The 14,017-nt window shown below is 41.7% G+C and carries 13 protein-coding genes; 9 read left to right on the forward strand and 4 right to left on the reverse strand.

What is annotated here, in order from left to right; genetic code table 11:
• Positions 1-85 precede the first annotated feature (85 nt).
• Both WKR92_RS07800 and WKR92_RS07805 read left to right on the forward strand, forming a co-directional pair.
• Positions 86-373 (forward strand): DUF4834 family protein, encoded by a 288-nt coding sequence (locus tag WKR92_RS07800; RefSeq protein WP_375557264.1) that lies wholly within the window; start codon positions 86-88, stop codon positions 371-373.
• A gap of 85 nt (positions 374-458) precedes the next feature.
• Entirely contained in the window at positions 459-2,909 is a 2,451-nt protein-coding gene (locus tag WKR92_RS07805) for a YfhO family protein (protein ID WP_375557265.1), read from the forward strand.
• Here the strand turns inward: WKR92_RS07805 and WKR92_RS07810 are convergent, their stop codons facing one another.
• From WKR92_RS07810 to WKR92_RS07820, 3 genes are read right to left on the reverse strand one after another with little or no spacing between them, the layout of a single operon-like run.
• Positions 2,910-3,671 (reverse strand): glycosyltransferase family 2 protein, encoded by a 762-nt coding sequence (locus tag WKR92_RS07810; RefSeq protein ID WP_375557266.1) that lies wholly within the window; start codon positions 3,669-3,671, stop codon positions 2,910-2,912. It lies immediately after the preceding gene.
• Positions 3,672-3,695: 24 nt separating this feature from the next.
• Entirely contained in the window at positions 3,696-4,400 is a 705-nt protein-coding gene (locus WKR92_RS07815) for a DUF5672 family protein (RefSeq protein WP_375557267.1), read from the reverse strand.
• Position 4,401: 1 nt separating this feature from the next.
• Positions 4,402-5,316 (reverse strand): sugar transferase, encoded by a 915-nt coding sequence (locus WKR92_RS07820; protein ID WP_375557268.1) that lies wholly within the window; start codon positions 5,314-5,316, stop codon positions 4,402-4,404.
• Positions 5,317-5,452: 136 nt separating this feature from the next.
• Between WKR92_RS07820 and WKR92_RS07825 the strand changes: the two genes are divergently transcribed.
• Both WKR92_RS07825 and WKR92_RS07830 read left to right on the forward strand, forming a co-directional pair.
• The gene (locus tag WKR92_RS07825) at positions 5,453-6,082 is read left to right on the forward strand and encodes a class I SAM-dependent methyltransferase (protein WP_375557269.1); all 630 of its coding nucleotides are present in this window, start codon (positions 5,453-5,455) and stop codon (positions 6,080-6,082) included.
• Positions 6,083-6,084: 2 nt separating this feature from the next.
• Entirely contained in the window at positions 6,085-6,729 is a 645-nt protein-coding gene (locus WKR92_RS07830; protein WP_375557270.1) for a class I SAM-dependent methyltransferase, read from the forward strand.
• Positions 6,730-6,751: 22 nt separating this feature from the next.
• Here the strand turns inward: WKR92_RS07830 and WKR92_RS07835 are convergent, their stop codons facing one another.
• Positions 6,752-8,089, reverse strand: coding sequence for a flippase (locus WKR92_RS07835; protein ID WP_375557271.1), 1,338 nt, complete (start codon positions 8,087-8,089; stop codon positions 6,752-6,754).
• Positions 8,090-8,229: 140 nt separating this feature from the next.
• Between WKR92_RS07835 and rplM the strand changes: the two genes are divergently transcribed.
• The 5 genes from rplM (at position 8,230) to WKR92_RS07860 (ending at position 13,963) form a co-directional block, all read left to right on the forward strand.
• Complete coding sequence (rplM, locus tag WKR92_RS07840; protein ID WP_375557272.1) at positions 8,230-8,673, forward strand: 50S ribosomal protein L13; 444 nt, start codon at positions 8,230-8,232, stop codon at positions 8,671-8,673.
• A gap of 11 nt (positions 8,674-8,684) precedes the next feature.
• On the forward strand, positions 8,685-9,071 hold the full coding sequence (gene rpsI, locus WKR92_RS07845; protein ID WP_375557273.1) for a 30S ribosomal protein S9: 387 nt from the start codon (positions 8,685-8,687) through the stop codon (positions 9,069-9,071).
• Positions 9,072-9,086: 15 nt separating this feature from the next.
• Positions 9,087-9,953, forward strand: coding sequence for a 30S ribosomal protein S2 (gene rpsB / locus WKR92_RS07850; RefSeq protein WP_375557274.1), 867 nt, complete (start codon positions 9,087-9,089; stop codon positions 9,951-9,953).
• Positions 9,954-10,050: 97 nt separating this feature from the next.
• The gene (gene tsf, locus WKR92_RS07855; RefSeq protein ID WP_375557275.1) at positions 10,051-10,890 is read left to right on the forward strand and encodes a translation elongation factor Ts; all 840 of its coding nucleotides are present in this window, start codon (positions 10,051-10,053) and stop codon (positions 10,888-10,890) included.
• A 184-nt stretch (positions 10,891-11,074) separates the two neighbouring features.
• Positions 11,075-13,963 carry a DEAD/DEAH box helicase gene (locus WKR92_RS07860; RefSeq protein WP_375557276.1) on the forward strand — a complete coding sequence of 963 codons (2,889 nt, stop codon included), beginning with the start codon at positions 11,075-11,077 and terminating at the stop codon, positions 13,961-13,963.
• Positions 13,964-14,017 lie beyond the last annotated feature (54 nt).

Below are 14,017 nucleotides of genomic sequence, written 5' to 3' on the forward strand. Positions count from 1 at the left end.
TATTTTTGACTTTTAGAAAGAAGCAAACTAAACTCTTTTTTATTAAATTTGTTATCTATCAACTAGAAGAAGACTTTTTTTACATATGGCAGGATTTTTGAAATTTTTATTTATTGCAATCGTCGTTCTTTGGATTGTCCGACTGATAGCTTCGAGGTTACTGCCTTGGCTATTGCGACGCTTTGCGACAAAAATGCAAGAGCAGGCATATCGTGAGTTTCAGGCACAGAGCCAGAGACAGGCACGTGGCCCGCGTGAACACCAGCGCAAAGCTGAAGGAAAAATCAATATCGAGTATATACCACCCAAACCTTCTAACGAACGTGGATCAAAAGAAGCCGGCGAGTTTGTCGACTTTGAAGAGGTAAAATAAGCCTTTATTTATTAAATCATATTCTCTTCATAAAAAGTGAATTCTATTCTATATTTTTGAGCTTTTAGAAATTAGGATTCATAGAATGAAACATTGGTTTACGAGGAACTCAATACATTTCGGCGTAGTCGCGGTCTTTATAGCTATTTGCTTTATTTATTTCGCTCCTGCTTGGCAGGGTAAGACCTTGGTCCAACAGGATGTGATCCAGGCGCAAGCTATGGCAAGGGAGATCATGGAATTTAAAGAGAAGGACGGAAAAGGTCCACTGTGGACAAATTCTATGTTCAGCGGTATGCCATCCTACCAAATATGGGTGTCCTATCCGAAAAATATTGGGACCCATATTACGGGTTTCTTTAAAAATGTGTTCCCTAACCCAATTGACACCATTCTATTTTATCTATTAGGAGCCTACCTCTTGTTTAGTGTGCTTCGCGTCAAACCGTGGATTGCTGCCTTGGGAGCTATTGCTTTTACGTTCTCATCCTATAATTTTATTTACATCGAGGCTGGGCATGCGAGCAAGGCGTATGCGATTGCTTTTTTTGCACCGGTAATAGCGGGCGTGTGGTTAACTCTACGAGGGAACTATCTATGGGGTGGAGCTTTGACGGCATTATTCCTTGCATTGGAGATCAGAGTGAACCATATTCAGATGACCTATTATCTGTTTATTGCGATGCTGATTTTAGTGGGAATTGAGATCTATCATGCTTATAAAGACAAACGACTGGCACAGCTTGGGAAGGCGTTTGGATCTATTGCGGTAGCTTGTATTATAGCTTTAGCTGTCAATGCCGGCCTGCTGTGGACTACCTATGAGTATAGTCAGGAGTCAATCCGCGGTACCTCGAACCTGTCGACAGAAACGAAAGCTGCCGATGTGCAAGGGGTTGATCGTGAATATGCGTATCAATGGAGTCAGGGCGTGATGGAAAACATAACCTTCTTGATTCCTGATGCTTATGGTGGTGGATCCGGACCTAAGTTGGATGGTGATTCAGAAGTAGTAAAATTATTGACAAGCCAAGGGGTTCCGGCAGACCAAGCAACGGCTTTTGCCAGACAGTTGCCTACCTACTGGGGGGATAAACCCTTCACTTCAGGGCCGTGGTATTTTGGCGCCATCGTTATTTTCTTGTTTGTGCTGGGGCTTTTCATTGTCAAAGGTCGTCTGAAATGGTGGCTGCTGAGCGCGACTTTATTGAGTATATTTCTAGCTTTTGGAAGGCATCTGCCATTTATTTCAGATATTTTCTTTGATTATTTCCCACTTTATAATAAGTTCCGAGCAGTTGAGTCTACGTTAGTATTAGCATCCTTGTTTATCCCAATACTCGCAGTATTAGCTCTGAATGAGATTGCCAATAGGTATAAGGAGATACCACAGCTTGATAAAAAGGTACTGTATAGCTTCTATATTGTGGGTGGTCTTAGTTTGTTGGTGGCACTTTTGCCGAGTTTGTTCTTGAACTTCCGCGTCGCAAACCATCAGGCTATGACACAACAAATGGGTCAACAGTTGGGAGATCCAGCATTCGCACAATCGATTATGAATGCATTAGTCGATGATAGAATGAGTATTGCTCGCAATGACGCTTTCCGTTCGTTGATCTTTGTATTGATTGGCGCCGGGCTCGTTTGGCTATGGGTTAAAGATAAACTGAAAGCATCTATAGCTGTTATCTTATTGGCCTTGGCCGTTCTGATTGATATGTGGGGTGTTAACCGTCGCTATTTAAATAAAGATAATTTTGTTGAAGAGCGTTTGATTAAGCAGCAGTTTCAGGAGCGGGAGGTGGATAAGTTGATTGCCCGTGATACTTCGAACTATCGGGTGCTAGATTTGACCATTCCAACATTTAACAGTGCAAGTACTTCGTATTATCATAATACGATTGGTGGGTATCATGCTGCGAAACTGATGCGTTATCAGGAGTTAATTGAAAGGCAGTTTAATGGTGCAATCAACCAGGACGTATTGGATATGTTGAATACGAAGTATTTGATCGCCGATGATGATAAAGGCTCGTTGCGGATCCAAAACCGCAGCTCGGCTGCCGGGAACGCCTGGATTGTTAATAGGGTGACGTTTGTTGATAGTGCTGAAGATGAAATGAGGGCTTTGGACGCTTTTAATCCGAAGGATCTAGCCATCGTGCATAGTGAGTTTAAGTCGCTGATCGACTCGACAAAGGTGGGGACCTCTGCCAACTCCAACATCGAATTGGTAAACTATCGTCCAGACCATTTGGTATACGAGTATTCTGCACCTCAGGCTGTGTTAGCTGTTTTTTCAGAAGTGTATTATGACAAGGGCTGGAAAGCTTATGTTGATGGGGAAGAGATACCCTATTTCAGAGCTAATTACGTGTTGAGAGCAGCCCAACTGCCGGGAGGGAACCATACCGTTGAATTCAAATTTGAGCCGCGATCGTACTATATGGGAGAAAATATATCACTGGCGGCTTCTGCAATTTTGGTGCTTGCCTTTGGCTTCGCAGTATGGAGGAGGCGAAAAGAGAATGCGTAGCTAATCGTTTGTTCTTTTATTCTTAAGATAGTACCAGCCTAGCCTTGCGGCGATAACGGCGTGATGAACAAGGTTGGGGACGAAGCCATAATATTCGGTGAATATTTCAAAACGTTCCATAAGACTTTGACGATGTCTTTTCTTGGACATGCCGCCGACTAGGTATTTGGCTACGTAGAGATGGGTATTTACAATATTTTTTGCTTTCTGAGCAGCTTTTAAAATCCAGTCGATATCAGCACTGAGCTTGTAGTACTCATCGTAAGGTTCGGTAATGGATCGGCGAATGTAGATAGCCTGGTGGCTGATGGTCATTCCATACTTAAAACTCTGCCAAGTGAAATTTTCCGGTGTTTTATGCCGGCGTCTTCCTAGACTCTGCCAGTTTGAATCGAACATTTCTGTCTCGCCATAATAGATATCCGCATCCGGCGAGGTAGCGAAAACTTTTTCCACGGTGGTGTGATCATAGATCTCATCGCCTGAGTTCATAAAGAGGATATAATCACCACTTGCCATCGCTAGACCTTTGTTCATCGCATTATAGATGCCTTCGTCTGCTTCGCTAACCCATTTGCTGATGTATTGCTGATGTCTTTTAATGATGTCTACAGTTCCATCGGTAGATCCTCCGTCAATAATGATATATTCGATATTGCGGTAGCTTTGTTGGGTTACGGACAAAATGGTACGTTCAATATCCTTTACATTGTTATATACAACGGTGATGACAGTAAGACGAGGACGGAAATCGTGAGGCATACGTAACAGTTTTGAAGCGTAAAATTACTCGCTTTGAATGAATTTTTCCCAAAACTGGGGCTCATATTTTTCCCAAGCATGACATGTGAATGGTAAGGTCTGTTCAATAAGCTGATATGATCTACTGGGTTCCATCTCAAATGCGAATCGCAAAGCATGAATGGGTTTGGGTTTTTTAAAAGGAACGAGTAAGGACCAAAGCATGTCTTCGTTCTTCGGAAAAAATTTGAAAACGAAACTTAGCCAAGGTGCCCAGCGAAGGTGACTTTGTACGTTCCGGAGGGATACACCGCCATTTCCAACTTTATTCTTTAAGAGAGGGCCTAGATTGATAAAAGGTTTCTTTGTAGTCGCTGGAGGGGCCTCTAACCAAGGCGCTCCGATATAGTCGAATCCCTGTTGACACCAATCAAGAAGTTCGTCCCGGAAGACCCACGCATCTAGTTGATATATTAGGATATAGTTGTAGTCCGTGAACTTTGAATAAAAGTGGCGGTGAAGCAGGAGTTCCGAATAGCCTTTAACAGATTCAAAGAAACGATGGTCGAATGTAATTACTTTGAGCGGACGACCGGCGAGTTGCTTATAAATCGTACTATCCAACTGGTGGGGCGTGACTAGGCAGATAGGATGAGTTCCCAATATTTGTATGCACTGTTGAAACGACCGTTGTTCCGCCCGTGTTGGTTGTGATTTATAGATGGGTATGGCGACTGCTGCTGTGGTCATATTAGTCGAAATATTGATGCCATTTGTTGACAAAGAACTTTTTGGCACGCTTGAAAAGGCTGCCTTTTCGGTGCTTGAAAAAGTATTTAATAGCCGCTAAGGCTTCCGGGTTCTCTTCAATCTGGTCAGGGAACGTTTGAAAGATCTTCTTCGATATACTAACTTGATAGGTATCCTCGATAATGGAATGGACGCCTGTGCCGTCATGGCCGATATTCTCGATCAACGATTCGTGGGGATGGAGCACCAGTCCGTTATTTAGAAAAACGGAAGCATACCAGCGAATCGACCACGAGTCATTTTTACCGTTTTTAAAATCTATAAACTGCTTCCAATAATTCATACTGCCGTCGACCGTAAAGGATTTGATTTTCCTTTTGTCGAATTGCCGGTATAGGGTATCGATATCGGGTTCGAAATGCTTCCACGCCCGCTCCCATGTTGCCCAGCCCCAGCTGGTAGTAGCCCGAAAGAAGAACGTCTCAGGCAGCTCTTCTGCTTGTTTTAGCGGGAACATATATCCGCTGATTTGCATGACCTGTTCCTCGTCTTGATATTTACGAAGCGCTGCGTTGAAGTATTTGAGCGTATAAGGCGATGTTAAGAGATCATCTTCTAAAACGATTACTTTACCATAAGATTTGACCAGTTCACTAACACCATCGATAATATTTGCAGCTAGGCCTAAATTATCTTTTCGCTCGATGATCTTAATCGACTTGAAGCCCTCAATATCCTTGATTAACTCCCGCGTTTCATTGACCTCCTCCTCGTCTTGTTGGTTGGCTGCTGCATCAGAGAATATAAACAAGCGAGACTCATCAGCGAGTAAGTTTCGTTTCAGAAAGGCGAGCGTCCTGCGCGTATGCTGCGGTCTGTTGTATACAAATAAAGCGATGGGAGCTAAGTGAGTCATTGTTCTTTCTGTTTAATTCTCTATACGAGTGGAATTGCGAATTTAAGAGTTATAAGTCAGTATTTTATTTTTTTACGGGATTAGCTTATTTTTTCTACATTTGGTTTTGCATATTCTTTGTAAACACGATAAACATATGAAATCTTTGCGGAAAGCGATTCGTTCGATTGTAATGATCCCGGTAAACATTATTCAGTTTCTAAGTTTAAAGTCGCAGATCAAAAAGAATAACGGCTTGCTGCAAATCATTATCGGCTCCGCGAAGACGAAGTATGAAAACTGGTTAGCTACTAATATTGAGTGCCTCAATATATTAAAAGTAAGTTCGTTTGAAAGCCTATTGGGTGAAAAGCGAGTAGATCGCTTCCTTGCAGAACATGTTTTTGAGCATATTCGTTACGATGATGCGATTGTCGGACTTAAGAACTGTAATCGCTTTATGAAACCAGGAGGGACGATTCGGATTGCTGTGCCTGACGGCTTTCACCCTAATCCGGATTATATTGACATGGTAAAACCAGGTGGATATGGCTGGGGCTCTGACGATCATAAATTGCTTTATACATACGAAAGTCTGAGCCGTGTATTGGAAGAAGCGGGTTTTAAAGTCCGTTTATTGGAGTATTACGATGAAGCAGGAGAATTTCACTACAACGATTGGAAGAGCGAAGATGGGCATGTGATGAGGTCGATGCGCTACGACAAGCGCTTTCATGAGCCTTTGGGCTATTCTTCATTGATTATTGACGGTATAAAAAGTGAGTAAATTTGAAAAATAAACTTTCACCTTTTAGCTTATTGAATCCAGGGAAACTGAAAGTACTCCTATCATTGGGTGTAAAAGGTTATTTAGCAGATAGGGGTTGGTTCGATGCCTATCGTACTAAATCCGCTATCGATGAAAATGGGAAAGCAATTCCGTGGGTGACGTATTCCTTTATAGATTTTATTGGGGATCGTATTAGCAAGGAGCACGATGTGTTTGAATTTGGTTCTGGTAATTCAACTCGTTTTTATGCGGCGCGGGCCAAGTCGGTGGTTTCGGTAGAGCATGATCAGGGATGGTTTGAACAGAGCTCAAAATTAAACTTGCCGAATGTGGACATGATTCAATGTGATTTGCAGCCGGGCGGAGACTATAGTCGTTCTGCTACACGGACGGGCAAACGCTTTCATATTATTATTGTCGATGGACGTGACCGAGTAAATTGCTGTAAAAACGCGCTTGATGCATTGACGGATGATGGAATTGTGGTGTTAGACGATTCAGAAAGAGCGAAATACAAGCAGGCCTTTTACTTTTTTGAAAGCAATGGTTTTAAACACTTGCCTTTTACAGGGATGGCTCCGGGGGCTATTATCTCTAAATGCACGAGTATCTTCTATAGACCGTCTAATTGTTTGGGTATCTAAAATGATTCATTGCTTTATTTTCTTAGCTGAATATCCTCTTGAAAAATGAAATTTGAAAGATTGATTTAAGCATCATGATGCCCTGTTGCCGAGTTTTAGGGATTAAGATGATGTAGAAAGTGGATATACCATAGGCGATTAGCGACGCCCAAGCTGCTCCCTTAATGCCGTAGAGGGGGATCCACCAAATATTAAGGATGATATTGACTATGGCTCCGGCGGCGGTCCGACTTAGTGACAATTTGGTGTAGCCTTCTGCTATTAAATACTGGCCACTGGCACTTCCTAAGAAAACGAAGACGCCCGCCCAGATGTGAATTGCGAGAACGTCAGCACCTCCTCCTCGTACATAGTCAGCGCTGTAAAGCAATTGATAGATCCACGGTGCGGCGAAGGTCACGACGATTGCGATACCCAAACTGATGAAAGACATGAGGTCATATAGATTTTGCAGGCGATGGATATATCGTTTGGAATCATCTTTTCGGGCATTCATGATTGCTGGGAACAGGGCGCTTACTGCGGCCACGGGGATAAAGTACCAACTCTCACTCAGACTAACGACCGTCGAGTAAACTCCCAAAGCACCGTTGCCTAGGTAACTACTAATCATCACTTGGTCAATCTTCATATAAAGGGATACCAAGATTGCTGAGAACGCTAAGGGCCAAGCCTTTCTGAATAAGTCGATCGCAACACCGCGGCTAAAAGTCCACTGAAATATAGATTCAGAGCTTTTTGAATACATCAGAATGTAGCCGGCTGCTAGGAATATCGCATCAGCTAGGAGTGCGTACACAAAATAGGTTAAAGGTGCTTGTGTGACGATTAAACCAATCTTTAACAGGGCCGATATTAGGTTCCCGACGATCTGTACGATCATGATCTTCTTCCCTTGCACTTGCGATTGGAAATAACTGTCGATTATATTGATGGACTGGATGATACAAACGAAAGAAACGATGATGATGAATTCAAAAGGAATTCCAAGATTGGGACTGGAAAAATTAATCACAAGGAAATACGAGAGATAGATTAACGGCAACACGAGGAGCCCCGCCAGCAGTCGCATACCGAATGCAGTTCCCAACAAGGTGTTCTTGGCTTGCGGCCGGTGTAATAATTCGCGTGTCACGTAGCTATCTAAACCCAGAGCAGAAGCAGCCATAAAGAAGGTAATAATGGCCATGGGAAAATTGAGCATGCCGTTTTGTTCGCTCCCCAGGAAGTTGGCCACAGCAATGCCGGTAAACATTTTAATGAGTAAGCTTCCGATACGGGCTAGCATTAACCAGCTTGTGTTTTTAAAATATTTCTCAAAAGCTTGAGGGTCAAAGCCTGGGAGCGTAGGTAGCTTCATGAAACAAACCTAATAAAAAATAGTAAATGTATTGGGAAAATATATTTTAATCTGTTTTTGGATTACGAAAGTATTCGCTACCTTTGCAGTCCTTAATTTTAAGGAGCATTATATATTATTCATATTTAAAAGAAAAGCAAGTGAATACGTTAAGTTACAAAACTGTCTCAGCCAACAAGCAGACCATTAACAAAGAATGGATTGTCGTTGATGCCGAAGGTGAGATTTTGGGGCGCTTGTCTTCTGAGATCGCTAAGATCATTAGAGGAAAACACAAGCCGACGTTCACCCCAAACGTAGACTGCGGAGATAACGTGATCGTTATTAATGCAGACAAAGTTAGATTGACTGGTGATAAACTAGAAGACAAAGTTTATACGTCTTATACTGGTTATCCAGGAGGTCAACGTTTTATTTCTCCCAAGGAATTGTTGGCGAAACACCCAACACGCGTTGTAGAAAAAGCAATTCGTGGAATGTTGCCTAAAAACAGATTAGGTCGCGCTTTATTCAAGAACCTTTATGTGTATGCTGGTAATGAGCATCCTCATGCGGCTCAAAATCCTAAAACAGTTAAATTCTAAGGAGAAAAGAAATGTCAGTTACAAACACTTCAGGAAGAAGAAAAACAGCTGTAGCGCGTATCTATTTGAGCGCGGGCAGCGGAACAATTACCGTAAACGGTAAAGATTATAAAGAGTATTTCCCAACATTGCCATTGCAGTACATCGTAACTCAGAGTATTGAGGTTGCTGGTGTAGCTGGAAATCATGATGTTAAAGTTAACGTTGCAGGTGGTGGAATTAAAGGCCAAGCAGAAGCGGTACGTTTAGCGATTGCTAAAGCTTTGGTTGAATTAGACCCGGAAGTTAAATCAGCATTACGTGCCAAAGGATTGGTAACTCGTGACGACCGTATGGTTGAGCGTAAGAAACCAGGGCGCGCAAAAGCTCGTAAGAAATTTCAATTTAGTAAACGTTAAAAGGAGGACCAAACAATGGCAAGAACAACATATCAGGACTTACTGGATGCAGGTGTACATTTTGGGCACCTTACTCGTAAATGGGATCCGAAAATGGCTAAGTACATTTTCATGGAGCGTAACGGCATCCACATCATCGATTTAAATAAAACTTTAGTAAAATTAGAAGAAGCTGCGTCGGCAATAAAACAGATTGTGAAATCTGGTCGTAAAGTTTTGTTTGTTGCGACAAAGAAACAAGCAAAGGAGATTATCGCAGAAGAAGCAAGGGCAGCTAATATGCCTTTTGTAACCGAGCGTTGGTTAGGTGGAATGCTTACAAACTTTGCTACAGTACGCAAATCGATCAAGAAAATGTCGAATATCGACAAAATGACAAAAGATGGTACATACGATGTTTTGTCCAAAAAGGAAAAATTAATGATTCAGCGTGAAAGAATCAAATTGGAATCACTTCTTGGTGGTATTGCTGATTTGAATCGTTTGCCGGCTGCTTTGTTTATTGTTGATGTTAAGAAAGAGCATATTGCAGTGAGCGAAGCGATGAAATTGAATATTCCTACTTTCGGTTTAGTAGATACTAATTCGGATCCGTCGAATATCGATTTCCCGATTCCAGCGAATGATGATGCTTCAAAATCCATTTCTTTAATTGCTCACATTATTGGAAAAGCAATTCAAGAAGGTTTAGATGAGCGCAAACGCGATAAAGAAGAGGAAGCTGAAAAAGAAGCAGCGGCTGCGAAAGCGCAAATTGACAACGCGAAAGAGGAATCAGCAAAGGACGACAAGAAAGAGTCATCTGCTAAACGTCCGCGTAAATCTGCAAGTCAAGATAAGTCTGAAACTGTTGAATCATCAGTAGAGGATAAAAAGGATTAAGTTTTATATTGTGGGTTGTTGATTATGTGTGTAGCGTTTTTGTAAACACTTAATCGACGACCCATAATTATTTTATAATAAATTAAAAAGAAAAGAAATGTCTACAGTACAAATTTCTGCATCAGACGTAAATAGACTGCGCCAACAGACGGGTGCTGGTATGATGGATTGTAAAAAAGCATTGGTTGAATCAAACGGTGATTTTGATCAGGCGGTTGACTACCTTCGTAAAAAAGGAGCAAAAGTTGCGGCTAATCGTCAGGATCGTGAATCAAACGAAGGTGTGGTAATTGCTAAGACGACGACTGATGGGAAAAGAGGTGTTGTTGTTGAGGTGAATTGCGAGACTGACTTTGTTGCAAAGAATGAAGACTTTATAGCATTTGCCGAACGTATTGCTGAGGTTGCCATTCAGGAGAACCCTTCGAGCCTAGATGGATTAAAGGCATTAAGCATTGACGGTACTGCAATCAACGATTTGATTGTTGAGCAAACCGGTAAAATAGGCGAGCGTATTGATGTTTCTAACTATGAAGTTGTAGAAGCTGAAAAGGTTGTTCCATATATCCACGGAAACTACCGTATCGGTGTGTTGGTAGGCTTGAGTCAAGAGGTTGAAGGTGCTGACGATGCAGGAAGAGACGTAGCAATGCAGATTGCAGCTATGAATCCTTCAGCAATTGATAAGGATGGTGTGGATGAGGCGACGGTTCAACGTGAGCTAGAAATTGCAAAAGAGCAAATTCGTGCTGAAGGAAAACCAGAAGCTATGTTGGATAAAATTGCTCAAGGTAAGCTAAACAAGTTTTTTAAAGAAAACACTTTGTTGCACCAAGAGTTCGTAAAGGATCCGTCAAAAAGCGTTAGCCAGTTTTTGGGTAGCGTATCTAAAGACTTGACCGTGACTTCGTTTAAGCGTGTTCAATTAGGCGCGTAAGCATAAGAAACTAATTAAAAAAGCCCTGTCTTCTAACCGAGACAGGGCTTTTTTTGTGCCTTTGTGTCTAAAGCGATGCCAGTGTCGAAAGGTTTTGCTATATTTAATGCCATTTTTCATTTTAGAGGAGTAGAATTAATAGTTGAAAGAACTAAGACGATGACGAAAGCATATAAAGGGGGCCATGAGAGTAGATAGTAGCAAACCCTTTAAATTAGTTTATTCTTTATGTAAGCACGAGTTCTTAGGATATTTGGTGGAACCGCATGTGGTACAGATAAATCAAGACGGTAGCCTGTCTTTGACCTACAATCGTCTTTTTACCAACACGGCCAAGGAATATAGTAAAAGCTTTGATGAAGGCGATTGGGATTTGATACGCTTGTGCGAGGAGATTGAGCAAGGCCAAATAATCAAGCGTTTTTATAAAAGAAGTATACGTCCTTCTGAGTATTTTAGTGGCGTTTTCGACGAAGATCTTTATGCGGTGATACGACCAAAGATTGAAGAAAAATTGCTTCGTATTTTCGATTTACTTCGTGGAAGGCCGTTTTATCTGATGAGTAAAGAAGGGTGGCCGGTTGAGACTCCGATTAACTTTGCTGAGCATCGGGTATCCGTATTGTTCCATTTTAGACGTTCGGAACACGAGTTACGCTATTTCCCTACCTTAAAGTACGATGGATACCGAATTGAATTTATGTACAAAGGCGCCGAGATCATTACGAATGAACCCGCGGGATTATTGTTGGAGAATACACTTTATTTCTTCGAGAAGAATATTGAAGGTAGAAAGCTAGCGCCGTTTCTAAATAGGCGATTTATTTCTATTCCTCGCTCGGCAGAACAGAATTATGTTAAAAAGTTTATCGCCCCTTTAATTGAGCGCTATCACGTTTATGCCGAGGGGTTCGATATTAAAACTATTCAATATCAAGCGATACCCGTCATTGAATTCCAGTACCATTCTGAGAATCATTATGATTTGAGATTGAAGTTTAAATATGGCGATTATCTCTTCTCGGAGATTGCCAGTAAACCAATAAGTGTTAAACTTACGTATACCCCGGATGACGATCGCTACATTTTTTATAGGATAAAGCGGTCAATAGGCTGGGAGCAAGGTAAACTATTAGGCCTTGAAAGTTTAGGTTTGCAACGGAAAAGATCTTCTTCGAATCAATTGGAATTGCTTTCAGACGAAACTGAACAAAGCAGTTTGCTGGACTGGCTAAATAACCACATAGATGAGTTGAGAGATGAGGGTTTCGAGGTCATTCAAAAAAAGTCTGATAAAAGGTATGTTTTTGCCAAGATGGAATTGAACCTCGAGGTGGAAGAGGGAATTGATTGGTTTGATATTAAGGCGATCGTTCGCTTCGGTGAATACAGTATTCCTTTTGTAAAATTGAAGAAACATATCTTAAATCACCAACGGGAGTTTACGCTCCCCTCAGGTGAGGTAGCGATTATTCCAGAGCATTGGTTCAGTCAGTTTAACGACTTGTTTTATTTTGCCGAGAGCGATGAGCAATTACGTTTGCAGAAGCAGCATGTAGGTGTTATAAATGGCCTTGATGAGACTGAGATCACTGGGCTGAGCATGAAACGGAAGATGGCAAAACTGTCGCAATTTGAAACACTGGAAGATATCGGAGAGCCGCAATTGTTCAAGGGCACGCTTCGACCCTATCAGAAGGCAGGCTACAATTGGTTTTGGTTTTTAAAGCAATACCAATTCGGAGGATGTTTGGCTGATGATATGGGCCTTGGGAAAACGGTTCAGACCTTAGCTCTTCTGCAGAAAGAAAAGGAAAATGCTCAGGAATTGGGAACAACAAAAACTTCATTAATCGTGATGCCGACTTCTTTGATCTATAATTGGTTGAAAGAAGCAGAACGATTTGCTCCTGACTTGCGAATACTAAACCATACCGGCACATTGAGGGGTAAGTCGGCTTCAATCTTTGCGGACTATGACGTAGTTATAAGTACGTATGGAATTGCTAGGATAGACACCGATTTACTTGAAGACTTTTTCTTTCATTATATTATCCTGGATGAAAGTCAAAATATCAAGAATGTTGGGTCGAAAGCCTTTAAGGCTATTCAGCGTTTGAGATGTTCGCACCGTTTAATCTTGAGCGGGACTCCCATCGAAAATACGGTTGCCGATTTATGGTCACAGATGTCTTTCGCCAATCCAGGTCTTTTGGGAAGTTATTCATTCTTTAAACGTGAATTCGTGACGCCAATCGAGAAAAAGAAAGATGAAGCGGTCGCCAAACGCTTACAGGCGCTCATCAAACCCTTCGTTCTTCGTAGAACAAAAGATCAGGTTGCAAAAGAACTTCCCGAAAAATCAGAAAAGGTGTTTTATTGCGGGATGACTGAAGAGCAGAGCGCATATTACGACCGGGTGAAGGCTGAATATCGAAATCTTATGCTCAAGCAAATAGAAGAGGGTTTGTTTAAAAAGAGCGGTATTCAGGTGATTAAGGGCTTGAGCCAACTCCGACAGCTTGCTAATCATCCGAGGATGATTGATGAAGATTACAAAGAGGCATCGGGGAAGTTTGAAAGTGTTATCCAAACGCTGGAAAGTGTTTTATTGCGAGGACACAAGGTGCTTATATTCTCCCAATTTGTGAAACAAATGAAAATATATGCCGATTATTTCGCCAAACAGGGAATTACGTTCTCTTATTTAGATGGTGCTACTCAGAACAGACAAGACGTAATAGAAGAGTATCGGACGAACGAAAGTATTAAGGTGTTTTTGATATCGATCAAAGCAGGCGGGGTAGGACTGAACCTAACGGAAGCAGATTATGTTTTTATACTCGATCCGTGGTGGAATCCCGCCGTGGAGATGCAGGCAGTCGACCGAACGCACCGAATCGGTCAAACTAAAAAGGTGTTTATCTACAAGTTTATTACTCGAGATTCTGTGGAAGAGAAGATATTGGCACTTCAGCGAAATAAGCAAATGCTGGCAACGTCACTTATCCGCGTCGAAGAGAGTTTCGTTAAGTCGCTTACAGAAGAAGATATCGCGGAGCTGCTGAGCTAATACTAACTGTTAAAAAGGTGTGCAGATATAACCTTTTTTTATTTTAATTGTTGA

Source organism: Albibacterium profundi (assembly GCF_042159835.1).
Taxonomy (GTDB): domain Bacteria; phylum Bacteroidota; class Bacteroidia; order Sphingobacteriales; family Sphingobacteriaceae; genus Albibacterium; species Albibacterium profundi.

Coding starts and splice junctions, on each gene's coding strand:
- WKR92_RS07835 (WP_375557271.1), bottom strand. CDS start 8,089: ATGAAGCTACCTACGCTCCCAGGCTTTGACCCTCAAGCTTTTGAGAAA.
- rpsB (WP_375557274.1), top strand. CDS start 9,087: ATGGCAAGAACAACATATCAGGACTTACTGGATGCAGGTGTACATTTT.
- WKR92_RS07815 (WP_375557267.1), bottom strand. CDS start 4,400: ATGACCACAGCAGCAGTCGCCATACCCATCTATAAATCACAACCAACA.
- tsf (WP_375557275.1), top strand. CDS start 10,051: ATGTCTACAGTACAAATTTCTGCATCAGACGTAAATAGACTGCGCCAA.
- WKR92_RS07810 (WP_375557266.1), bottom strand. CDS start 3,671: ATGCCTCACGATTTCCGTCCTCGTCTTACTGTCATCACCGTTGTATAT.
- WKR92_RS07825 (WP_375557269.1), top strand. CDS start 5,453: ATGAAATCTTTGCGGAAAGCGATTCGTTCGATTGTAATGATCCCGGTA.
- WKR92_RS07805 (WP_375557265.1), top strand. CDS start 459: ATGAAACATTGGTTTACGAGGAACTCAATACATTTCGGCGTAGTCGCG.
- WKR92_RS07820 (WP_375557268.1), bottom strand. CDS start 5,316: ATGACTCACTTAGCTCCCATCGCTTTATTTGTATACAACAGACCGCAG.
- WKR92_RS07800 (WP_375557264.1), top strand. CDS start 86: ATGGCAGGATTTTTGAAATTTTTATTTATTGCAATCGTCGTTCTTTGG.
- WKR92_RS07860 (WP_375557276.1), top strand. CDS start 11,075: ATGAGAGTAGATAGTAGCAAACCCTTTAAATTAGTTTATTCTTTATGT.
- rpsI (WP_375557273.1), top strand. CDS start 8,685: ATGTCAGTTACAAACACTTCAGGAAGAAGAAAAACAGCTGTAGCGCGT.